Annotated in this window: 17 protein-coding genes, 1 tRNA gene and 1 other RNA gene; 11 read left to right on the top strand and 8 right to left on the bottom strand. The window is 66.9% G+C overall.

What is annotated here, in order from left to right; all coding sequences use genetic code 11:
- Positions 1 to 118 precede the first annotated feature (118 nt).
- Both ACZYX4_RS09970 and ACZYX4_RS09965 read left to right on the top strand, forming a co-directional pair.
- Positions 119 to 1,033 carry a hypothetical protein gene (locus ACZYX4_RS09970; RefSeq protein ID WP_463875417.1) on the top strand — a complete coding sequence of 305 codons (915 nt, stop codon included), beginning with the start codon at positions 119 to 121 and terminating at the stop codon, positions 1,031 to 1,033.
- A gap of 120 nt (positions 1,034 to 1,153) precedes the next feature.
- Positions 1,154 to 2,788: a stealth family protein gene (locus ACZYX4_RS09965; RefSeq protein ID WP_463875416.1), complete on the top strand. Its 1,635-nt coding sequence runs from the start codon at positions 1,154 to 1,156 to the stop codon at positions 2,786 to 2,788.
- 3 nt (positions 2,789 to 2,791) lie between these two features.
- Here ACZYX4_RS09965 and ACZYX4_RS09960 read toward each other — a convergent pair whose 3' ends face one another.
- The 4 genes from ACZYX4_RS09960 to ACZYX4_RS09945 form a co-directional block, all read right to left on the bottom strand.
- Positions 2,792 to 3,733, bottom strand: coding sequence for a phosphodiesterase (locus ACZYX4_RS09960; protein WP_463875415.1), 942 nt, complete (start codon positions 3,731 to 3,733; stop codon positions 2,792 to 2,794).
- 206 nt (positions 3,734 to 3,939) lie between these two features.
- Positions 3,940 to 5,151, bottom strand: a complete 1,212-nt coding sequence (gene fdhA, locus ACZYX4_RS09955; protein ID WP_463875414.1) for a formaldehyde dehydrogenase, glutathione-independent — start codon at positions 5,149 to 5,151, stop codon at positions 3,940 to 3,942.
- Positions 5,152 to 5,375: 224 nt separating this feature from the next.
- The gene (locus tag ACZYX4_RS09950) at positions 5,376 to 5,861 is read right to left on the bottom strand and encodes a glutathione peroxidase (RefSeq protein WP_463875413.1); all 486 of its coding nucleotides are present in this window, start codon (positions 5,859 to 5,861) and stop codon (positions 5,376 to 5,378) included.
- Between the two features lie 109 nt (positions 5,862 to 5,970).
- Complete coding sequence (locus ACZYX4_RS09945; protein ID WP_463875412.1) at positions 5,971 to 7,446, bottom strand: M23 family metallopeptidase; 1,476 nt, start codon at positions 7,444 to 7,446, stop codon at positions 5,971 to 5,973.
- A gap of 242 nt (positions 7,447 to 7,688) precedes the next feature.
- On the opposite strand from ACZYX4_RS09945, the gene ACZYX4_RS09940 reads away from it, so the two are divergent.
- Positions 7,689 to 8,600, top strand: coding sequence for an oxygenase MpaB family protein (locus ACZYX4_RS09940; RefSeq protein ID WP_463875411.1), 912 nt, complete (start codon positions 7,689 to 7,691; stop codon positions 8,598 to 8,600).
- A gap of 81 nt (positions 8,601 to 8,681) precedes the next feature.
- Here ACZYX4_RS09940 and ACZYX4_RS09935 read toward each other — a convergent pair.
- Positions 8,682 to 8,766, bottom strand: a tRNA-Ser gene (locus tag ACZYX4_RS09935).
- Between the two features lie 248 nt (positions 8,767 to 9,014).
- Here ACZYX4_RS09935 and ffs point away from each other — a divergent pair.
- The 4 genes from ffs to ACZYX4_RS09915 all read left to right on the top strand — a co-directional run bounded on the left by ffs (position 9,015) and on the right by ACZYX4_RS09915 (position 14,557).
- Positions 9,015 to 9,111: signal recognition particle sRNA small type (gene ffs, locus ACZYX4_RS09930), an RNA gene on the top strand.
- A 27-nt stretch (positions 9,112 to 9,138) separates the two neighbouring features.
- Entirely contained in the window at positions 9,139 to 12,216 is a 3,078-nt protein-coding gene (locus ACZYX4_RS09925) for a DNA polymerase III subunit gamma and tau (RefSeq protein WP_463875410.1), read from the top strand.
- A gap of 51 nt (positions 12,217 to 12,267) precedes the next feature.
- Positions 12,268 to 12,867, top strand: a complete 600-nt coding sequence (gene recR, locus ACZYX4_RS09920) for a recombination mediator RecR (protein WP_463875409.1) — start codon at positions 12,268 to 12,270, stop codon at positions 12,865 to 12,867.
- A 331-nt stretch (positions 12,868 to 13,198) separates the two neighbouring features.
- Positions 13,199 to 14,557, top strand: a complete 1,359-nt coding sequence (locus ACZYX4_RS09915; RefSeq protein WP_463875408.1) for an aspartate kinase — start codon at positions 13,199 to 13,201, stop codon at positions 14,555 to 14,557.
- 88 nt (positions 14,558 to 14,645) lie between these two features.
- Here the strand turns inward: ACZYX4_RS09915 and ACZYX4_RS09910 are convergent, their stop codons facing one another.
- Together ACZYX4_RS09910 and ACZYX4_RS09905 are read right to left on the bottom strand one after the other, a co-directional pair.
- Entirely contained in the window at positions 14,646 to 14,879 is a 234-nt protein-coding gene (locus ACZYX4_RS09910; RefSeq protein WP_463875407.1) for a hypothetical protein, read from the bottom strand.
- A 159-nt stretch (positions 14,880 to 15,038) separates the two neighbouring features.
- Positions 15,039 to 15,272: a hypothetical protein gene (locus tag ACZYX4_RS09905; protein ID WP_463875406.1), complete on the bottom strand. Its 234-nt coding sequence runs from the start codon at positions 15,270 to 15,272 to the stop codon at positions 15,039 to 15,041.
- A 79-nt stretch (positions 15,273 to 15,351) separates the two neighbouring features.
- On the opposite strand from ACZYX4_RS09905, the gene ACZYX4_RS09900 reads away from it, so the two are divergent.
- The 4 genes from ACZYX4_RS09900 to ACZYX4_RS09885 are packed head-to-tail and all read left to right on the top strand — an operon-like array spanning position 15,352 to position 17,730.
- The gene (locus tag ACZYX4_RS09900) at positions 15,352 to 15,825 is read left to right on the top strand and encodes a MarR family winged helix-turn-helix transcriptional regulator (protein ID WP_463875405.1); all 474 of its coding nucleotides are present in this window, start codon (positions 15,352 to 15,354) and stop codon (positions 15,823 to 15,825) included.
- Between the two features lie 27 nt (positions 15,826 to 15,852).
- Positions 15,853 to 16,413 carry a serine protease inhibitor gene (locus ACZYX4_RS09895; RefSeq protein WP_463875404.1) on the top strand — a complete coding sequence of 187 codons (561 nt, stop codon included), beginning with the start codon at positions 15,853 to 15,855 and terminating at the stop codon, positions 16,411 to 16,413.
- Complete coding sequence (locus ACZYX4_RS09890) at positions 16,382 to 17,368, top strand: 3-methyladenine DNA glycosylase (RefSeq protein WP_463875403.1); 987 nt, start codon at positions 16,382 to 16,384, stop codon at positions 17,366 to 17,368. The genes ACZYX4_RS09895 and ACZYX4_RS09890 overlap by 32 nt, the downstream gene beginning before the upstream one ends.
- The gene (locus tag ACZYX4_RS09885) at positions 17,365 to 17,730 is read left to right on the top strand and encodes a serine protease inhibitor (RefSeq protein WP_463875402.1); all 366 of its coding nucleotides are present in this window, start codon (positions 17,365 to 17,367) and stop codon (positions 17,728 to 17,730) included. The genes ACZYX4_RS09890 and ACZYX4_RS09885 overlap by 4 nt, the downstream gene beginning before the upstream one ends.
- 131 nt (positions 17,731 to 17,861) lie before the next feature.
- Here the strand turns inward: ACZYX4_RS09885 and ACZYX4_RS09880 are convergent, their stop codons facing one another.
- On the bottom strand, positions 17,862 to 21,002 hold the full coding sequence (locus tag ACZYX4_RS09880) for a S8 family serine peptidase (protein ID WP_463875401.1): 3,141 nt from the start codon (positions 21,000 to 21,002) through the stop codon (positions 17,862 to 17,864).
- Positions 21,003 to 21,164 lie beyond the last annotated feature (162 nt).

Genomic DNA, 21,164 nt, shown 5'->3' with positions numbered 1-21,164 from the left:
TGTAGCCAAACAGCAACCATTGCTCACACCGCCGGTCCCTGCTGTCACAGTCGAGACCCTGGCTGCGGCACGGTCCACAGCACATGCAATGATGCCGTGCTGCTGGGAGAATGGGACCATGACATTTCCCGAGACTTCAGTGTCCCTCTCGCCGTCGGCTCCTCCGCTGGCACTGTTGCTCGACGTCGACGGTCCCGTGGCGAGCCCCGTCACCCGCGCGGTCCAGCCGGTGATCATCACGGACCTGCTGGCACTGGCCGCGGCGGGGATCCCGGTCATCTTCAACACCGGCCGGTCGGCTGCCTTCATCCGCGAACAGGTGATGGAGCCGATGATCGCCGCCGGAATGCCGGCCGGCATCCTGATTCACGCCGTGTGCGAGAAGGGCGCCGTCTGGTTCAGCTACACCGCCGCGGGTCCCGGGCCGGTGCATGTCGATCACGATCTGGCCATCCCGCGGTCATTCGGCGACGACGTCCGCCGGCTGGTGGCCGAGGACTACACCGAGCACATGTTCTTCGACGAAACCAAGCTGGCCATGGTCTCCGTGGAGCAGCACATCTCCGTCGAGAACGCCGACTACCGCGCCGAACAGCACCTGTTCGACGCCGATGCCATGGAACTGATGGGCCGGCACGGCCTCGGCGTGGTGCGGCTGGACCACCACGCCCCTGACTCCGATGACCAGATCGACTACCGGGTCGATCCGACCATCATCTCCACCGACATCGAGTCGGTCAGGCTGGGCAAGGACCTCGGTGCGAGCCGGGCCGTGGAACTGCTGGCGGCGCAGGGCGTCACCCCGCAGGCCTGGCGGACGGTGGGCGATTCCCGCACGGACTACGCCATGGCCGACTGGCTGCACCACAACGACCACCCGGTGAAACACGTCGACGTCCGGCCCGCCGACGGCGTCCCGGTGAAACCATACGAGGTACTCACTGCGGCGGATCTGGGGCTTGGCGAGGACGTCATCCACGACGACGCCGGGGCGGCTTTCCTGCGCAGCTGGCGCCAGGCCCTGCTGGGCTGAACCGGCGGGCTGAAGCACCCCCGGACCCAGGGGTCCGGGGGTGGGCGAGGGCCCTTGCGGCCCACAACGGCGGCGTTTCAGCCGCGGATATTTAGGGTCGATTTTGGGGTGGACGATATCATGCATGTAGGGACACATTCACGCAAAGAATCACGGAGAATCGAAATTACAGACGCATCGGTCCAGGATGAGATCTACTACGGCAGCCAGGCATCGGTAGACGCCCATGATGAGGTCACCTCCGCGGCTGCCGTCGCGAGATTCCGGGCGCGCCAGGACGTCCTACGCCGCCGGGGCCGGTTCGGCCTGATCAACGAGAACCGTACGCCGTACCAGGCAATGGTCGAGGACTTGATGTTCATCCGCTCGGTGCTGGACGGCGCCGGCCTGGACTACCTGCTGGTACGCGGCAACAACGACAGGCCCGTCATTGCCGTGGACTGGAAGGACCGCAAGAAACTCCGCGGCGCACTCGTGAAAGCCTGCCACGGAGAGCCGTTCTACTCGATGAGCGTCGACGCCAAGAAAAAATCCTCGGTGCTGGTCGCCGACGGGGAGCTCTCCCCCAACCGGCAGTCCCGGATCTTCCGGCTGTACCGTCCCCGGGTCGAGCCGGAAGGCGGCTTCGAGTTCGGCGCCTCGGCCGGGGTGCAGCTGGAACTGTGGAGTTTCGAGGCCGACGAGCTGATCCTCCCGATCGAGAACTCACTGACCCGCCGGACGCTGCTGGCCCAGGACGCCGTCCGCGGCACGGTGGAGCGGTACGGCCACACCTGGCCCACCATCGAGAATATGTTCGCGGACCACGCCAGTGACATCAGCTTCGACATCGATCTCGTGTTTTCCTGGGTGGATGGCAGCTCTCCGGAGTACATCGCGGCGCGGCGCGCACGGATGGCCGGCGTCGTGGTGGGCGAAGGCGACGACCACGAAGCCCGCTTCCGCCAGATCGACGAACTCAAGTACGCGCTGCGTTCGGTCTATATGTTTGCGCCCTGGATCCGCCGCATCTTCATTGCCACGGACTCCCCCGCCCCATCCTGGCTGGCGGATCATCCCGGTGTGACGATCGTCCGCAGCGAGGAGTTCTTCGCGGACCCCTCCGATTTGCCCACCCACAACTCGCAAGCAGTGGAATGCCAGCTCCACCACATCGAGGGCCTCTCCGAGCACTTCCTGTACTCCAATGACGACATGTTCTTCGGCCGCGCCGTCGGACCGGACATGTTCTTCACGCCAGGCGGCGTCACGAAGTTCATCGAGGCGGAAACCAGGATCGGGCTCGGTGACAACGATACGGAGCGCAGCGGATTTGAGAACGCAGCCCGGGTGAACCGGAAGCTGCTCTGGGACCGCTTTGGCCGGATCACCACCCGGCACCTGGAGCACACGGCTGCGCCGCTGCGCCGCAGCGTCGTAGCCCAGATGGAGCAGGAGTTTCCGGCGGAATTCGCCAAGACGGCGGCCAGCACGTTCCGCGCGGCCGACAACATCTCGGTGACCAACTCGTTCTACCACTACTACGCGCTGCTTACCGGCCGCGCCGTCACCCAGACGGCGGCCAAGGTGCGCTATGTGGACACCACCGCCAGGGCAGGACTCAACTACCTGCCCAAGCTTCTCGCCAAGCGGAACATGGACTTCTTCTGCCTCAATGACGGCAGCTTCCCGGAGGTCCCGGCCGGGGAACGGGCCGAACTCGTGACGGACTTCCTGGAGAAGTACTACCCGATCAAGGCTCCCTGGGAGAAGTAGTGGCTAGTTGCTGGCGGTCAGCCGGCGGTGGCCGGGAGTCCTGGCCGGGTCTTCGAGCTTCGCCTTGCCCGGAATGCGGATCCCGGCCGCGGTGATGCGCCGCTGGACTTCCTCGGCCGGGACGAGCTCTCCTACTGCCGGGGTGCTGCCGAGGAGGACCACGGAATGCACGATCGTGTGCTCATAAACGTGGACCAGATTGAACGCCTGTCCGCCGTCACGTCCGCGGGTTCCGCCGACCGGAACGTTGAGGTCCTGCGTGTAGCAGGTGGCCGACGCCACGGAGACCGGGATCCCCGCGAAGGTCGCCGTCGTTGAGTAGTGCAAGTGGCCACCCAAAATTGAACGGACGTCGGAGTTCCGCAGGACTCCGGCCAACGCCGTCTGGTCCCGAAGCTCCACCAGGACGGCGAGGTCCAGGACCGAGGGCACCGGCGGGTGGTGCAGGGCCAGAATGGTTCCGTCCGGGGCGGGCGTGGCGAGTTCGTCCGCGAGCCACTCCAGCTGATCGGGGCTTAGCTCTCCGTGGTGGAAACCGGGGACTGAGGTGTCGAGGGTGATGATCCGCAGCCCGTTGATGTAGTAGGTGTGGTCCACGGGGGCGTCGTCGGCTGGCTGGTCCAGCAGGCCGGTGCGGAAGTGGGCGCGGTTGTCGTGGTTGCCCATCGCCCAGATGACTTTCGCACCCATGGCCTTGCAGGCGGGCTCGACGATGGCCCGCAATTTGGCGTAGGCCTCGGGTTCGCCCCGGTCGGCGAGGTCGCCGGTGAATATCACGGCTTCGGGGCGCGCGCCGGACGCCCGAACCTCGTCGAAGAGTTGTCGGAGCAGTGCGTCGCTGTCGACCACACCATGCAATGGGGCCGGACCTCCCAGCAGGTGGGGGTCACTCAGATGGAGTAAAAAATGACGTGGCCGGGGGTGCTCGGCCTCGATGAGCTCCATTGCTACCTTCCTGGTTGGGTGGAAGCTGTTGCCTCCAGCGTCCCTCTCAGTAATGTCTATCCAACCAGACATTCGGCCAACAATGTGCAAACTCCAGTAGGCATGTTCGAAAAGAGGCAATAACCGGGTACTCCGGCGGGCACATACCTGCTGCGGCATGTGCCGGTTGTGCCCGCCGGAATATGGATTACTCGGCTGCCTGGCGGCTAGCTCAGGTATCCGTTCGGGTTCAGCACGTACTTCGTGGCAGCACCGGCGTCGAACTCCGCGTAGCCCCTGGGGGCGTCCTCCAGGGTGATCGCCTTTGCGTTGACGTTCTTCGCGATCTGGACCTTGTCATGCAGGATGGCCATCATGAGCCCGCGGTTGTACTTCATCACCGGACACTGCCCGGTGGTGAAACTCAGCGACTTGGCCCAGCCGGTGCCCAGGCTGAGCGAGAGGGCACCCTTCTTGGCCGCCTCGTCGATGCCGCCAGGATCCCCGGTGACGTAGAGTCCCGGAATGCCGAGCGCGCCACCGGCCGTGGTGAGTTCCATCAGGGAGTTCAGCACTGTCGCCGGGGCCTCCTTGGCGCCGTGGCCGTGGCCCTTCGCCTCGAACCCGACGGCATCGACGCCGCAGTCGACTTCGGGCACGCCGAGGAGCTGCTCAATCTGCTCCGCGGGCCCGCCCTGGGACAGGTCAATGGTCTCGCAGCCGAAGCTGCGCGCCTGCGCCAGCCGGTCGGCGTTCATGTCGCCGACGATCACGACGGCGGCACCCAGCAGCTGTGCGCTGGTGGCCGCGGCCAGCCCGACGGGACCGGCACCCGCGATGTAGACGGTGGAGCCGACGCCAACGCCGGCGGAGACGGCGCCGTGGAAGCCGGTCGGGAAGATGTCCGACAGCATCGTCAGGTCCATCATTTTCTCGAGTGCCTGGTCCCTGTCCGGGAACTTCAGCAGGTTCCAGTCTGCGTACGGGACGAGTACGTAGTTGGCCTGTCCGCCGACCCAGCCGCCCATGTCCACGTACCCGTAGGCGGCGCCCGGACGGGCGGGGTTGACGTTCAGGCAGATGCCGGTCTTGCGCTCCTTGCAGTTCCGGCACCGTCCGCAGGCGATGTTGAAGGGGACGGAGCAGATATCCCCGACCTTGATGAATTCGACGTCCGGTCCGACTTCCACGACTTCGCCGGTGATTTCGTGGCCCAGGACCAGGTCCACGGGGGCTGTGGTGCGGCCACGGACCATGTGCTGGTCCGAGCCGCAGATGTTCGTGGCAACGGTTTTGAGGATCACACCATGGCGCACCGGGCGGCCCACGTTGTCGGGGTTGACCCCCGGGCCGTCCTTAAGTTCGAAGGTGGGGTAGTCAATGTCGATCAGTTCGACCTTGCCCGGCCCCTTGTAGGCAACGGCTTTGTTCCCTGTCATCACTTTCCTCCTGGTTTCACGGACCCCAATTAGAGTGTCCAGTTGTGATTCACGAAGCGTGCTGATGCGCCTTCCCCCGGGCCTGTGGCGGCTGAACCGCCAGCTCACACAGGCGCGTCTGCGCCGCGGGTGTGCCCGGCTAGTTGGGTAGGTCCGGCCAGTCTAGGCGGTGAGCATGCTTGGAGATAGGGGCCGTTGTCCCCTTGTGGGCTGGGCGCCGGCTCTCAACGGAGGGCGGACTCCACCGCTGCAATAACTTCCGGTGAATCCGGCTCGACGGTGGGGGCGAAACGGGCCACCACCTCGCCGTCGCGGTTCACCAGGAACTTCTCAAAGTTCCACTTCACCAATCCCGGCAAGAAGCCGTTCTTGAATTTGGTGAGCTCAGCGTAGAGCGGGTGCTGGTTCTTGCCGCGGACATCGGCTTTGGCGGTGAGCGGGAATGTCACGCCAAAATTCCGTTCGCAGAATTCCGCGATTTCGGCGTCAGCGGCGGGTTCCTGGCCAGCGAACTGGTTGCAGGGAACACCGAGCACTTCGAAGCCCTGCTCGCGGAACTTGTTGTGCAGCGCTTCGAGGCCCGCGTACTGCGGCGTGAATCCGCATTGCGACGCCACGTTCACTACCAGCACCACCTCCCCTTTGAAGCGGCCAAAGTCGGTGTCCGTGCCGTCGATCAGGGTGAGCGGAATGCTGTGTAGAGAAGTCATGGGAAGGTTCCTCGCGATGTTGTCATGAAGTTCGTGTCCGGAGCGGTATTCCGGAATTGGTCACGACTGTCATTCGATACCAACGCGCGCGGGTATGGGTTAGTGCCGTCTACGGGCCAGGGGTCAGTGACGGGTCAGGGGTCTCCGACGGTTCAGCGGACACCGTGGGAGCGGGCAGCGGGGGTGCCACAGTGCGCGCGGGCGGAGGCGGCGCCACGGTGCTCGCGGGCGGCGGAGGCGGCGCCACGGTGCTCGCGGGCGGCGGAGGCGGGGGCGGCAGTTCCACCACAGGTGGCGGCGCGGGCTCCACAACCGGCGGCGGGGGCGGCAGTTCCACCACAGGTGGCGGCGCGGGCTCCACAACCGGCGGCGGGGGCGGCAGTTCCACCACAGGTGGCGGCGCGGGCTCCACAACCGGCGGCGGGGCAGGCGCGGGCTCCACGATCGGCGGAGGCGGCAGGGGCGGGGCCGTGGGCTCAGGCGACGGCGTCGGCGATTCCGGCGGCGGCGCGGTGCTCGGCTCCGAGGGGCTCGGGGTGTCGCTCGTCGGCGTGCCCCCCGTCGTCGTGGTCCCGCTCGGAGACCCGCCCGGCGGCTGGCTGGGTGCGGGCGTTGGCGAGTCCGCCCGCGTCTTGGTCGGCGACAGCGCGTCCCAGATCGACGGAGTGGGCGTGGCCGCAGCGGACGCGGAGGACGGCGTTCCCGGCAGCGCTGACAGGGGCACTTCCTCGGCGCCGCCGGCAACTATGTGCGTCCCCTCATCGGACACCGGGATAGCCCAGCCAAGGGAAGTGTTGGAAGGACTGCCGGCATCGGGCGCGTAGCTGGTCATCTCGATGGCGCCCAACTGGTCCGTCTGCACGATCGGAAGAAGGATCCAGTCGTGCGGATTCTTGTGGGAGCCGTTCCGGATCGTCTCAAAATGCAGGTGGCAACCGGTGGAGGATCCGGTCGTTCCCACCCGGGCAATGACCTCGCCAACCCGCACCGAGTCGCCCTTCTTGACAGCGATCGCCTCAAGATGGTTGTAGGTGGTGATGAGCCCGTTGCCGTGGTCGATTTCCACGCGGTTTCCGCCGCCCCACGGGTGCCAGCCGACGGCCCGCACCACGCCGGCGTCGGCCGAGTAGACACGCGTACCGCACGGCGAGGCGAAGTCCTGGCCCCAGTGAAATTCCCCGGAGGACCCCGTGATGGGACTGGTTCGCAATCCGAAGGACGAGGACTCCCGAATTGATTCGAGTGGGGCCATGAGGAAGCCTTCGGCGGGCCGTTTCAGTCCGGCGGACGCCACATTGAGCTCCCCGGGGACGCCGTCCTTGGAGGTTGTCTCAACCGTCGACCGGGTGTAGGCGACGAGCGCCAGGGCATCCGCAGTGAAAGCCGCCGGCGCCGGGGCGTCAGCGGCCGGAACCGCGCTGGCACCAACTGTGCCTGGAGTGTCTGGATCCAGCGTGCCCGGTCCCACGACGCCGTAGGCCAGAGAAGGGGACGGCACAACGGCGGAGCCGCCGCCCGACAGTCCCTGGACCCCGAAGGTTAGGACCGCCAGGGAGAGGCAGAAACCGCCGGACAAACAGCGCACAGCAATAATGCGCGCTCTGCCTGCTTGCTCACTCGATGAGTTTCCCCAGTGTTTTCCCACGATGTGTCTCCCGCATCTTGTTTCGCCAGTCCCCAATTCCGCGGACCCACGTTCTTATGGGACCACAACCGGGGGGACCTGTGAACCGTAAAAACTACCCCTTTCCAACTACAGGTGGTCGCCCAGTACTACTGGTTCCCAGGACCAGTACCAGGCACCGCGGCGATGGGAGAGAATGGAGTATGCGCAACCTCCTCAGGGAATGGCAGGCCGAACTGAAGCAGACCTTCACCGGAACCCGGGATGCAGTGCCGGACTGGGTCCCGCGTCTGGCGGAAGGCGACGACCCTGGCTATCACTTGCCGGGATCGGCGGTCTGGGCCGTCCATGGGGACATGCCGACGATCGTGGCGGGAATTCGCGCCCTGCTCATGCAGTCGCTCCACCCCGGCGCGCTGGCCGGCGTCCACGACCACTCCCGCTTCCGCGAGGACCCCCTGGGCCGGCTTGCCGGAACGATCCGCTGGATCTTCACAGTCTCCTACGGTTCGACCTCCGCGGCCCGCTCAGCCTCCGACTGGGTGTTGCGGCTCCATGGGTCGGTGCGCGGGGATTACGTGGACGGACATGGCGTCATCCGGAGCTACGCGGCCAATGATCCGGACCTGCTGCGCTGGGTGCACATTGCCTTCACCGACGCTTTCCTGTCGGCGCACAAGATCTGGGGCAGGCCGATTCCCGGCGGCCCCGACGCCTACGTGCGTGAGTGGGCGCAGGCCGGGGAGCTCATGGGAGTGGAGTCCCCGCCACTCAGCGAGGCGGAAATGCGCCGGCAGTTGGACCAGTGGCACGACGCCGGCGAGCTCCGTTCCGACGACAGGGTCGCCGAGACCGTGGCGTTTATCCGCAATCCGCCGCTCCATCCGGTGCTGAGGCCAGGCTACCGGGTACTGTTCGCGGCAGCCGTGGCAAGTCTCGAACCCAAATACCGCGATTTGCTGGGCCTGCGGACCGCCCGGCTGGGTCCCATCCCGGTGCCGGTGCGGCTGGCCACGAAGGTGACGCTCGGCGTCGTCCATCTTGCCCTGGGCCGGGTCGGACCCAGCGAGCAGGCTGCCCGCGCCCGCCTCCGCCGGCTGGGCCACCAGGGCTAAGGCCGCACACGCACACGGGTTACGGCGCGGGGAATCTGTGGGACGCAAAAAGGCCCCGGTCCAAGGGACCGGGGCCAACCGCGGAGAATGGGGGATTTGAACCCCCGAGGGCGTTAACCCAACACGCGTTCCAGGCGTGCGCCATAGGCCGCTAGGCGAATTCTCCAGTAGCTTCTGAATCAAAAGCAGATACTAGAATACCTGAACTTCCCGGCATCGCCCAATTGGCCCCTCGGAACCCCCACGGACGCCCCACGGACCCGCCCCCGCCGGACCTGCCCCCGCCGGACTGCGGCGAGTGGACATGGTCCTGCCATGCCCACTCGCCGCAGCAAAAAATGGGCATGTCCCGAGGGATTTCCCGGGGTCGAAGAGCACGATTCGGGGCACACTCAAACGTCGGGTAAACTTGCTGACGGCCCCTCATGTGGCGTCATCCTGTTGAACTCCCCCAGGACCGGAAGGTAGCAAGGGTAAATGGGCTCTGGCGGGTGCATGAGGGGTCTTTTATGTCTGTGCCGATTGGTAGGGTTTATCTGTGACTGTTACAACCGCCCTTTACCGTAGATACCGCCCAGATTCGTTCGCGGACGTTATCGGGCAGGAACACGTCACCGAGCCGCTGATGACGGCCCTGCGCAAGAACCGCGTCAACCACGCCTACCTCTTCTCGGGCCCCCGGGGCTGCGGAAAAACCACCTCTGCGCGCATCCTGGCCCGGTGCCTGAACTGCGCCGAGGGGCCCACGGACACCCCCTGCGGCAAGTGCCCCAGCTGCGTTGAACTCGCCCGCGGCGGCTCGGGATCCCTCGACGTCATCGAAATTGACGCTGCCAGCCACGGCGGCGTCGACGACGCCCGGGACCTGCGCGAACGGGCCACGTACGCCCCCGTCCGCGACCGTTACAAGATCTTCATCATCGACGAAGCCCACATGGTCACTTCCGCCGGCTTCAACGCCCTGCTCAAGATCGTCGAAGAGCCGCCGGAACACATCAAGTTCATCTTCGCCACCACGGAGCCGGACAAGGTCATCGGCACCATCCGCTCCCGCACGCACCACTACCCGTTCCGGCTCGTTCCGCCGGAGCCGCTCATGGCGTACCTTGAGCTGCTCTGCACGCAGGAGAATGTCCCCGTGGCGCCCGGCGTGCTCTCACTCGTTATCCGCGCCGGCGGCGGCTCGGTGCGGGATTCCCTCTCCGTCCTGGACCAGCTCATGGCCGGTGCGGGACCAGACGGCCTGAACTACGAACTCGCCGTCGCACTGCTGGGCTACACCCACGCGTCCCTGCTCGACGACGTCGTTGAGGCCGTCGCAGCCTCCGACGCCGCCACGGTGTTCCGGGCGGTGGACCGCGTCATCCAGACCGGGCATGACCCCCGCCGTTTTGTGGAGGACCTGCTTGAGCGCTTCCGCGACCTCATCATCGTCCAGGCCATGCCGGAGAGCGCCCAGTCGATCCTCCGCGGCATGCCCGCGGACCAGATCGCGCGTTTGCAGAACCAGTCCCACAATCTGGGCGCGGCCGAGCTCTCCCGCGCGGCTGACGTCACCAACACGGCCCTCACCGAGATGACCGGCGCCACGTCGCCGCGGCTGCACCTGGAGCTGCTGTGCGCCCGCATCCTGCTGCCCTCCTCCGAGCAGACCGAGCGCGGCATTGCTGCCCGGATCGACAGGGTGGAACGCCGGCTGAACTACGCCGGGAACGACGTCGGGGCTCCCGCCGTTTCCGCACCCATTGTCCCGGCAGCCACTGTCCCGGCAGCAGCCGCTCCCGCAGCCGCCGCCCCGGCTCCGGTAGCCCCTGTTCCCGCGGCTGCACCTGCCGCTCCTGCCTCTCCTGCCGCCGTGGCCCCCGCGGCTGCAGTGGCCCCTGCGCGAGATGCCGAACCAGTCAAAGAAGCACTCACCCCGCCGCGCGTCAGCACCGGCGACTGGCCTGTCGACGAACCTGCCGCGGTCAGCCGTGCTTCTGCTGGGAGGGCCCCGGCACCCCAGGCGTCCGCGCCGACGCGACCAGTGGCCGAGGCGCCCCCTGCCACGGCCCCATCCGCAGCAGCCCGGAACCAGCCGGCCCCAGTGGTCCCAGCGGCACCTTCAGCCCCGCGCGCCGCGGCCACCGGATCCGGGCCCGACGTCGAAGTCCTCCGCCGCGCCTGGCCGGAGATCCTGCAGACGCTGACGAAAATCAAGCGGAGCACCTGGGCCCTCGTCGAGCCGAATGCCCAGGTGGGCCACTTCGAAGACCATGTCCTGACGCTCGCCTTCACCACCTCCGGGCTGGCCGGCGCGTTCGGCCGGGCGGATCACTCCGAGAACCTGCGGCAGGCCATCCACAAGACCATCGGCATCGAATGCCAGATCAATGCAGTGGCCAGCGGAAGCAACAGCGCAGCGAGCTCTGAACCAAACCCAAAAGCACCCGTTAGCCGGGACGTCCCGGCCACGTCGTCCGACGCGGACTGGGGCCTGCCCCCGGCCGCCGCCCCGGCTCCCTCCGGGTCAGCCCAGGGTGTCCCGGCCGGGTCGGAGCCTGCACGTGCGGCAGCGGTCCCCGCCGCTGGCCCCCTCGCACCGGCCGATGCATCCCAGTCACACGTCGCGCCGGCCGCGCCGGGCCAGACACCTGTCTCCGCACCCCTGTCCGCGGCGCCCGCGCACGTCCCGGCAACTGCTGCCACCGACGAACCACCGTCCGCTGCGCCGGCAACCGTGGCGGCCAGCGAACAGCCGAGCGCCTCTCCGGAGGCCGCCGGATCCTACGCCTACCCCGACGATGACTGGGGCCCGCCGCGGGACGAGGACGCTCCGCCGCTGGACGAGGAACCGCCCATGGACTGGGACCCCGCGGCCCCAATCCTGGCCCGGGCCGCCCAGCCCGCCCCCGCCCAGCCGTCCGCCGCGCCCGCCCGCAAAAGGGCTGCTTCGGCGGCGCGTTCCGGCGCTGCTGCCGCGACGCCCCCAACCAACACTCCGGCACCGCAGGCACCGGACACCGCCAACGACCCGTGGGCCCGCGCCATCGAGCAGGCCCCCGGCATCTGGACGATCGGGCCTGACTCCAACGTCGGAAGCTACCCGCCCGAGCAGTCCGAGGCTCCCGAGCCGGCGCCGGAACCGGAACCGCCACACTACGAACCTGCGGCGGCCCAGGTCCCGCACTACGCCGCCGCGGTGCCGGCCACCGCGGCGTATGAGCCAGTCGCCTCCTCATCCAACGGGTGGGGTGACTCCGCGGAGCTGGTGGCGGTGGGCGCCCCCTCCATTCCAGCCCCAGCAAACGCTGCGCCGGCGGCCGCGCCCGCTCCACGGACCGCGTCACCGGCAGCGGACACCGCACCCCAGACCGCGCCGCTCCCGACGGGCCGGCAAAGCCTCTATCAACGACTCTCCAACAGCCCGGAAGCCGAAGCCGGCCGCGCCAAAGCCCCGGCCCGGGCCGCGGCCGCAGCCGCCACGACCACCTATGTCCAGGACATCCCCAGCGCGGATGACGAAACGATCGAGGAATCAGGCGTCTTCGGACGGGCCGCCGTCGAACGCATCCTGGGCGGAAAACTTGTTGAAGAGCGGTCACTGGACGGAAGCCCGCTGCCGCCGCGTTTCTAGCCGCACCGCCGGGCCTACCGCCCGTCACCACCCCAAACGAACGAGGACACAGTGTACGAAGGTGCAGTTCAAGAGCTGATCGACGAGCTCGGACGCCTTCCCGGAGTCGGACCCAAGTCCGCCCAGCGGCTGGCCTTCCATATCCTTGAGGCCGACCCGCAGGACATGAAACGGCTCGTCGACGCCATCACCAACGTCAAGGAACGCGTCAAATTCTGCACCGTGTGCGGCAACGTCACGGAACAGGACCTGTGCAACATCTGCCGCGACCCTCGCCGGGACCCCTCGATCATCTGCGTTGTCGAGGAATCCAAGGACGTCCTCGCCGTGGAGCGCACACGCTCCTTCCGGGGCCGCTACCACGTGCTCGGCGGGGCGATTAACCCCATTGCGGGCATCGGCCCGGAGCAGCTCAGGATCCGGGAGCTCCTCACCCGGCTCAACGACGGCGCCATCCAGGAAATCATCATCGCCACCGACCCCAACCTGGAGGGCGAGGCCACAGCGACCTACCTGGCGCGGATGCTCAAATCGATTGGCATCGCCGTGACCCGGCTGGCATCGGGCCTGCCCGTGGGCGGTGACCTCGAATACGCCGATGAAGTCACCCTCGGCCGGGCCTTCGAAGGTCGGCGCAACGCCCTGAGCTAGCGGCTGCGCAGAGCACCTCGGTGACTGCCGCCGTCGCGCCTCACCCCGGGTGGACATGCCCAGCCGCCGTGCCCACGGTTGGACATAAGGCCACTATGACCAGCCGCCGGCCCCAGGGGTGGGCATGTCCCCAAGGGGCCGGAGCACGTGCCCACGGGGGGCCCGAAGCGGGGGGGGGGATTAGCCCGCGGATTCGGGAGCAGGGCTGTCTGGCATGTGGTCACAATTCAGCATCCAAGGCGTCCCGGCGATAAACTGGGCTGAGAAGTTACGCCGTCGCGCCGTTTGGTTGCTTGGCCCAGAACTCCGATGATCCAGTGAGGGTGCGCCCATGAGTTTGCCCACGACCGAAGTCCATCCCGGACCGCAGCCACAGGAGCGGCCCGCCGCTGCCGCCACGACAAAGCACCTTGTAGTCAAGAAGTTCGGCGGCTCGTCCGTGGCGGACGCCGAAGGCATCAAGCGCGTGGCCCGCAGGGTCGTGGATGCCCAGAACGCCGGCGATGAAGTGGTGGTGGTCGTCTCCGCCATGGGCGACACAACCGATGAGCTCCTCGGCCTCGCGGCCCAGGTCACCGACTCCGCCCCGGCCCGTGAAATGGACATGCTCCTGTCCGCCGGCGAACGCATCTCGATGGCACTGCTCGCCATGGCCATCACCAAATTCGGTGCCTCGGCCCAGTCATTCACCGGCTCCCAGGCCGGCATGATCACCGATGGCATCCACGGCAAGGCCCGGATCATCGACGTCGACCCGCACCGCATCCGCACCGCCCTGGACAAGGGCCACATTGCGATCGTCGCGGGCTTCCAGGGCATGAGCCGCACCACGAACGAAATCACCACCCTGGGCCGCGGCGGATCGGACACGACGGCGGTGGCGCTGGCCGCCGCCCTCGACGCGGACGTGTGCGAGATCTTCACCGACGTCGACGGGATCTACACCGCCGATCCGCGCGTCGTAGCATCCGCCCGCAAGATCGACAGGATTTCCAGCGAGGAAATGCTGGAACTGGCGGCGTCCGGCGCGAAGATCCTGCACCTGCGCTGCGTCGAGTACGCGCGCCGTTTCGGCGTTCCGCTGCACGTCCGTTCCTCATTCAGCCAGAACGAAGGCACCTGGGTCATGCCCAGCGCCAACGACAAGATCACAACCCAAGAGGGAGTTGCCTTGGAGCAGCCAATCATCTCCGGTGTTGCACACGACCGTTCCGAAGCCAAGGTCACGGTAATCGGGGTTCCCGATATCCCCGGCAAGGCTGCCGCGATCTTCCAGGTCATCGCCGATGCGCACTCGAACATCGACATGATCGTCCAGAACGTTTCCACCCACGGCACGGGCCGGACCGACATCTCCTTCACGCTGCCGATCGTCGAGGGCGCCGACGCGCTGGCCGCCCTGCACGCCGCGCAGGACCGGATCGGGTTCGAGAGCATCGAGTTCAACGAGAAGATTGGCAAGCTGTCGCTGATCGGCGCCGGCATGCGTTCCCACCCGGGCGTCTCGGCACGGTTCTTCGCCGCGCTGTCCGAGGCCGGGATCAACATCAACATGATCTCCACCTCAGAAATCCGGATTTCGGTCGTCACGCATGCGGACCTGCTCGACGACGCCGTACGCGTCATCCACAAGGCCTTCGACCTGGACAGCGATGATGAGGCGACGGTGTACGGCGGTACCGGCCGCTGAGCCACCCGCCGAGGGTGGGCCCCGGGAATTAACTGAGGAAGGGAGCGGCATCCGCCGCTCCCTTCCCTGTGCCCTCGCAGGGCGCTGCTCAGACTTCCTCTTTCGGGAGGTCTTCCTTTCGGACAGCGTAGTGATGTCCGTGCGCGTCGGTCTCGACTACAAAACCGGCGAGCTCGGCCTCGGAGGCCGTCTCGAAGTCGTCATGCCTGTGGATGACCGGTGCGGAGTAATCCCCCCGCGAGGCCGGGCCGAAAAGGAAGCGTGCCGCGGACAACGGATGCAGGTGCTGCCTCTGGGCAGATTTCCGCAGTGGAAGTGCCATAATTCCCACCCCCTTTCCAGCGTCCGGGCCACGGGGAACAGCCGTGGCTAAGTGCTGGTGCCTGTGACCCTATTTTACGCCCTGCACCGGCGAAAAGCATGGGTGCCGGCGCCCGCAAAATCCCGGAAAGCAAAGCCTGGCGCGCGGCCCGCGGAGGCCCTACCGCAGCGACTTGTCCTCGGGGTTGCGGGGCACGACGTAGGTGCTGCCGTCGGGGCGGTGCAGGGTCTCCCACTGCTGGGTTTCGGCTTCGCGCTGGGCCAGCAGTTCCCGGTTCTGTTCCGTCATGTCGTTCCCCAGGGCGCTGCGGTTGGCAGGACCGAAAATCATCCGGAGCTTGCCCGTTGCGCGCATGAACCTCTGCGAGGCGTTTTCGGCTTTTTCCTTTGCCATCACTATCCACTCCTAAGAACGAGACGTTCCACCAGTGTACGCTAATGATTAGTGCACTAACTATCCCAGGAGGGCACCAGTGACAGATGTGACCGAAGGAACCCAGGATGACCTTCTGCTGGAGCACCAGCTCTGCTTCGCACTCACGGTGGCCTCCCGCAGTGTCGTCGGCGCTTACAAGCCGGTGCTGGACAAGCTCGGCCTGACCCACCCCCAGTACCTTGTGATGCTGTGTCTCTGGGAATCCAGCCCCCGTTCCGTCCGCGACATCAGTGAGGCCCTCGCCCAGGAGCCCGCGACGATTTCGCCCCTGCTGCGCCGTCTGGAGGCGGCTGGCTTCATCACTCGCGAGCGGGTGCAAGGCGACGAACGCACCCTTGCCGTGGGCCTCACCGCGCAAGGCACCGCGCTGCGGCAGCAGGCCACCGCTGTGCCGGGAACCATGATGGAGCGGCTGGGCCTGACCCGTGAACAGGTCAGCCAGTTGCACGCCTCCATGATGGATCTGGTTGCGGCCACAAAGACGGACTCCTTCGGTCCGTCGCGGCGGTAGACTGGGCAAAACACAGGAGGACTGCTGATGCGCAAGCAACTGAGCCAGGCGGCGCTCGTTCTGATGGCGGTAGCCGGATTGGCCGCCTGCTCGCCGGGCGGCGGAACCCCCTCGCCATCGGCGACGGCCCCCGCGCCTACGGACGGGGCAAGCCCATCCGCGACGGTCACCCCCTCGCCGGATACCGAGACAAAGACCCCTGCCGCCTCGCCGTCAGCCGCGCCTGTGACCTCAGGGCCCGGGCAGGGGAACGCCGAACTCGCGATCATGGTCAAGCCATCCGGGACGGGCACGCCTAAGAACTTCACGCTTGTCTGCCTGGACGGGGTCCCGGCAGCAGAGAGCCAGCACCCCGACGCTGCGGCGGCCTGCCTCGCCGTGAAGAACAATGCCGCGCTGCTCAGCCCCGCGCCCCGGCCAACGGACCAGGCCTGCACCATGCAGTACGGCGGCCCGCAGGAGGCCACGGTCACCGGAGTCGTGGACGGCCTGCCGGTCGAAACAACCTTCACGCTGCGCGACGGCTGCGAGATCGCCGCCTGGAATGCCGCCAGGGATGTCCTTGGCTCCACCGGCGGGGCTGTCTAAGCTGCTCGCCCTCCCCCAGGAAGCCTGGCTGCCGCGCCAGGCCGTTTATCAGGCACGCGTCCGGCGCTACGCGGATCCCTACCTCGCCCGCCGGTCCGCCGGCAGGAAGCACCCGGTTGAGGATTTCCTGTTCACCTACTACACCCAGAAGCCGGGCCAGCTGCTGCGCTGGCACCCGGGCACCGGCGTCGTGCTCGCCGGTCCCGCCGCGGCAGAGCGTGCCGGCTGGAAGTACTACCGCACGCCCGACGACGGCGAACTGGCCGCCGCCGGCCTGCCGGCGGGGAGCACGGCCGTCACGGTCGACGTCGAGGCGTTTGCCCGGGACCGGCGGGATGCGCTGCGCTTCGCCGGGATCATCCTGGCCGGGACGGCGGCGCGGCCGGCGCAGTTCGGCTGCTTCGGGCTGCACGAGTGGGCCATGGTCTACCGGCAGGACAAGTTCGAGCTCCGGCACGAGTACCTCCAGCTGCGGCTCGGATCCGAACGGACCGACGAGGTGGTGGAGGAGAACCGGATCCGCTGCTCGCACTTCGATGCCTTCCGCTTTTACACGCCGGACGCCGTGCCGCTGAACAGCCTGGCGCCGAGCCGGGAGAACCAGCGGGCCATGGAACAGCCCGGGTGCCTGCACGCCAACATGGACCTGTACAAGTGGGCGTACAAGCTCGCCCCGCTGCTGCCCAGCGAGCTGGTGATGGACTGTTTCGAGCTTTCCTGGCGGATCAGGGCCATGGATATGCAGGCGTCGCCCTATGACTTGTTGGAGTGGGGCTATCCCGCCATCCTGATCGAAACGGCCGAAGGCAAAGCCGAGTACGTTCAATACCAGCGGGCTTTTTCCGCCGAGTCGCAGGAACTGCGGCGCCGGCTGCTGCGGGAGCTCACGCCCCTGCTCCGGTCGGTGGGTTCCGGGCCCGGCCCCGCCCCCGAAAGCTTGGAAGGACAGCAATGACCGCCACCCGCCACGAGATCGATCTCACCATCCGCCTGACGGAGGCCCCCGGCGCGCCGGCACACGTCTTCCGGCTGGAGGCACGCGGCGGAGCCCTCGCCGAAGGGTGCACACTGCCGGATTCCGCCGCCGCCCTCGCAGCTGTTACGCGCCACGGGGAGGACATTTTCTTCCCCAAGCCCGGCCCGCCGAAGATGTGCACCCAGCAGTATGGCGGCCCCCAGGTCGCCGTGGTGACGGGCTGGTTCCTGGGCCGTGAAGTCAACAGCGAGTTCAGCCGCACCGACGGCTGCGAGATCGCCCGCTGGCGCGCCATGGCGCCGCTGCTGGGCGGGGTTGCGGGTTCCACCGGCGCGATCTGAGTCGCCGCCGCTGAGCGTCAGTCCGGCGGCAAGTCCACCGGAAGCCTGAACGGCACCGGCAGATTAAAGGCCAATGGCCGGCGGTGGAAACCGCCGGCCATTGGCCTTTTGCGCTCAGGGTTGGACTCCGCCTAGATGGCGTTGTTCGGGCGGTCCGGCTCCTGGTTCTGGAACTTGGACTGCCCGGCTGAACCATCCGAGGTCGGCGCCACCGAGGCGACGCCTGCAGCGTTCACGAGGACACCGACGAAGGTCGGCTCGCTGGCACCGGCAAAGGTGATCCGTCCGATGTAGGAGCCGGGCTGAAGGCCGGTCCAATTCAGGGTGACCTTGCCCGCCTCACCGTTGGGCAGCACCAGCGGGTTCGGCGTGAGCGTGGCATTGTTCTCGTTGGCACCGAGGATAGCGGCATCGACGCTTGCCTTGCGGGCCTTGCCGTCCGGGCTGGAGAACAGGTTCGCGTAGATCGTGTACGTGCCGGCAGCCGGGTTAGCGATCGACAGTGACTCGCTGGCCGACGCTGTCGCCACCTGCTCGACGCCCCTGGGGGTAGCCACCCACATGTCGAAGTCCGAGTCCGGGTCAGAGGAGAAGACCGAGAACTTGGCCAGCGGAGCACCCGCCGGGACCGTGACAGTCTTGACGAAGGTCGAGGCGTCAGCGCGGCCAGTGAACGGCCCCGGAACCAGCTCCACTTCGGTGGAATCCGCCTTGGACAGTCCATCCACGGTCATGTTGATCGGGTTGTCGGTGCCTGAGACAACACTGATGTCACCGGATCCGGTCCCGGTCTCGGAGGTGAAGGAAACTTCCTTTGCGGCCACGACGGACTGCGGACGGACTGCGATCGGCGAGGTGACGGTCTTGCCGGCACCCTGCCAGCTCAGGGAGCCCATCGCGAACTTACCCAGGGCAGCGCCCTTGTTCTCGAAGGTGACCTTGAAGGTTTTCTTTTCGCCGGCTGCCTTGAAGTTCAGGGAAGCCGGAGCCACGCTGACCTTGATGCCGGGCACATTGGCTTTGACCTTGTAGATGCCCGGGGTCAGGGCAGTCAGAGTGCGGGTCACGGTGATTTTTCCGGTGAGGTTACCCAGGGAGAAGGACGGGACGTTCATGTCCCGCGGCAACGTGCTGGACGCCAGGCCAAGGTTGACGCCCGTTCCCTGGATGAACTTCTTGTAGTCCTCGAGGTTCGCGTCGTAGACCAGACCCGGATCGGCCATGCGTGCCGGATCCACCTGGCCCGCACCGGTGGCGTGGACATCGGTGTTCTTTGAGCCGTCGGCGTTGACTACATCGCCTGCCGTGGTCATCATGGCGGACTTGACCGTTGCCGGGGACCAGTCGGGGTTCTTGCCCAGGAGCAGCGCGCCGAAGCCGGCAACGTGCGGTGCGGCCATCGATGTGCCGGACATAAATCCGAACTCGTCGCCACCGGTGCCGATGGGTGAGACGCCGGCCAGGACTGCGACACCCGGAGCGGCGACGTCAGGCTTCAGCAGGTCGGAGCCGGTGGCCAGCAGCGGCCCGCGGGAGGAGAATCCGGCGATCTGCGGCTGAGCTTCCAGCGGCAGCCCGGTGGTGTCCTTGTTGACCAGGGAAACCGTGGTGGCCGGGTTGGCGGTGACCTTGGCCTTGATGGCCTCGGTGGCCGGCGGGTTTACGTGGACGGTCGGGACGGCGTGCTTGTCCGTGTCCAGCGAGGAGCTGCTGAGGTTCACGAGGATCATGCCGACTCCGCCGCCGCGGGCGACCTCGGCGCTCTTGGCGACGCGGTCGAAGACACCGCGGTCACAAACGACGACCTTGCCTGCAACCTTGGCGGGCTCCAGTGTGTCCGGACCGCAGAGTGCAGCGTTCCGGTTACCGGCCGTAAGGGCCGCGTTGGCAGCCAGCACGACGCCGGCGTCCTTGACCTCGCGGTTCATGATGCTGGCGCCGCGGAACTTGGTGCCGTCGGCGAATTCGATAGTGCCCTGGAGCTCCTGGGAGAAGCTGCTGGCCGCAACTGTGGTGACCCAGGGGCCGCCGTGGTTGACGGTGCTGGCCGTCGGTCCGGAGTTTCCGGCCGACGCGGCCACGAAGATTCCTGCGGCGGAAGCGTTCAGGAAGGCCACCGAAACGGGGTCGATCACGGACGTCGTTGAGCCGGAGATGGAGTAGTTCAGCACATCCACCCCATCCTCCATGGCCTGCTCGACGGCGGCAACGGACGAGGAGCTGTAGCAGCCGCCGGTGTTCGGGTCGGTGTCTTCCCAGCAGACCTTGTAGACGGAGAGCTTCGCGGCGGGCGCGATGCCGCTGGTCAGGCCGAAGCTGCGGCCGTCAACGAAAGTCTCAACGTTGGCGTTGCCCACCGCGGTGCTGCCGGTGTGGGTGCCGTGGCTGTCGACGTCGACCGGGGACAGCAGTTCCTGCGGTGCACGGTTGGCCGGCGGAACGTAGGCCAGGAAATCCTCGGCGAAGTAGTGCGCGCTGAGGACCTTGGAGTTGCAGGCCGAACCGTCGAAGTCCTGGCCTGTCTGGCACTCACCGATAAAGGTGTCACCGTCGGACTTGAGCATCGCAATCTTGCTGTCCGCCGTCCTGTACGGCACTCCGACGACGGGTTCGCCGACGAGGGGCTTGACCTCTTCGCCGGCGAAGAAGTCGCTATCCGGGGTGTAGCCGGTGTCGATGACGCCGACGACGACGCCCTTGCCAGCGCCGTCCTGGCCGCCGAACTGGGTGTTCCACGTGCCGTTCTCGCCGCTGAGCTTGAGGAAATCGGTGCTGGAGTAGTCCGGGGCGTTTTCTGTGTCAGGGGAAACCACCAGGACGCTGGGATCCTTGGCGAGCTTGACGGCCTGGTCCGTGGTGAGCGTGGCGCTGAAGCCGTTGACCGCGGCGGAGTACTGGCGCTGGATCTGGACGCCCTGCTGCCCGGCGACCTCGGCCTGCTTTTTCTCCAGGTGGGCCCGGTACTTCTTGACCTCAGCCTTTGCGGTGTTGAGCTTCTTGCCTGCCGCCGGCTTGGTGGCCTGAAAACCGGCGGTGCTGCCTTCGTAGCTCGCTGCCGGCATTTCAGCCAGGAGAACGATGTAACGGCCGTCCGGGTAACTGCTGGGATCCAGATTCTTCTGGGCGACTCCCGCGACGGTGGATCCCTGTGATGGTGCCGCGGTGGCGGGTGCGATAACAACTGTTGACAAGAGCAGCGGCAGGCCCAGGGTCAGTGCCACGGCCCTCCGGAGTCCCCCGCTTCGAAGGAAGCTCTTTCCTGGTGATTTCACGTGTGGTTGAACCTTTCATAAGGAACGGCCCCGACGTTAATGCCGGGCCAAAGACTGGCAGGACAGAAAGAGCTGAGACTCTCACGGCACCGACGGATACCAGCCGATTCTTACAGTACAGACTGAGACGCAGATATGACATAGCCCACAATGGGGAATTCG

Source organism: Pseudarthrobacter leeuwenhoeki (assembly GCF_055412885.1).
This window is presented reverse-complemented; position numbering and strand designations above follow the sequence as displayed.

Coding starts and splice junctions, on each gene's coding strand:
- ACZYX4_RS09970 (WP_463875417.1), top strand. CDS start 119: ATGACATTTCCCGAGACTTCAGTGTCCCTCTCGCCGTCGGCTCCTCCG.
- ACZYX4_RS09965 (WP_463875416.1), top strand. CDS start 1,154: ATGCATGTAGGGACACATTCACGCAAAGAATCACGGAGAATCGAAATT.
- ACZYX4_RS09960 (WP_463875415.1), bottom strand. CDS start 3,733: ATGGAGCTCATCGAGGCCGAGCACCCCCGGCCACGTCATTTTTTACTC.
- fdhA (WP_463875414.1), bottom strand. CDS start 5,151: ATGACAGGGAACAAAGCCGTTGCCTACAAGGGGCCGGGCAAGGTCGAA.
- ACZYX4_RS09950 (WP_463875413.1), bottom strand. CDS start 5,861: ATGACTTCTCTACACAGCATTCCGCTCACCCTGATCGACGGCACGGAC.
- ACZYX4_RS09940 (WP_463875411.1), top strand. CDS start 7,689: ATGCGCAACCTCCTCAGGGAATGGCAGGCCGAACTGAAGCAGACCTTC.
- ACZYX4_RS09915 (WP_463875408.1), top strand. CDS start 13,199: ATGAGTTTGCCCACGACCGAAGTCCATCCCGGACCGCAGCCACAGGAG.
- ACZYX4_RS09910 (WP_463875407.1), bottom strand. CDS start 14,879: ATGGCACTTCCACTGCGGAAATCTGCCCAGAGGCAGCACCTGCATCCG.
- ACZYX4_RS09905 (WP_463875406.1), bottom strand. CDS start 15,272: ATGGCAAAGGAAAAAGCCGAAAACGCCTCGCAGAGGTTCATGCGCGCA.
- ACZYX4_RS09895 (WP_463875404.1), top strand. CDS start 15,853: ATGCGCAAGCAACTGAGCCAGGCGGCGCTCGTTCTGATGGCGGTAGCC.
- ACZYX4_RS09890 (WP_463875403.1), top strand. CDS start 16,382: ATGTCCTTGGCTCCACCGGCGGGGCTGTCTAAGCTGCTCGCCCTCCCC.
- ACZYX4_RS09885 (WP_463875402.1), top strand. CDS start 17,365: ATGACCGCCACCCGCCACGAGATCGATCTCACCATCCGCCTGACGGAG.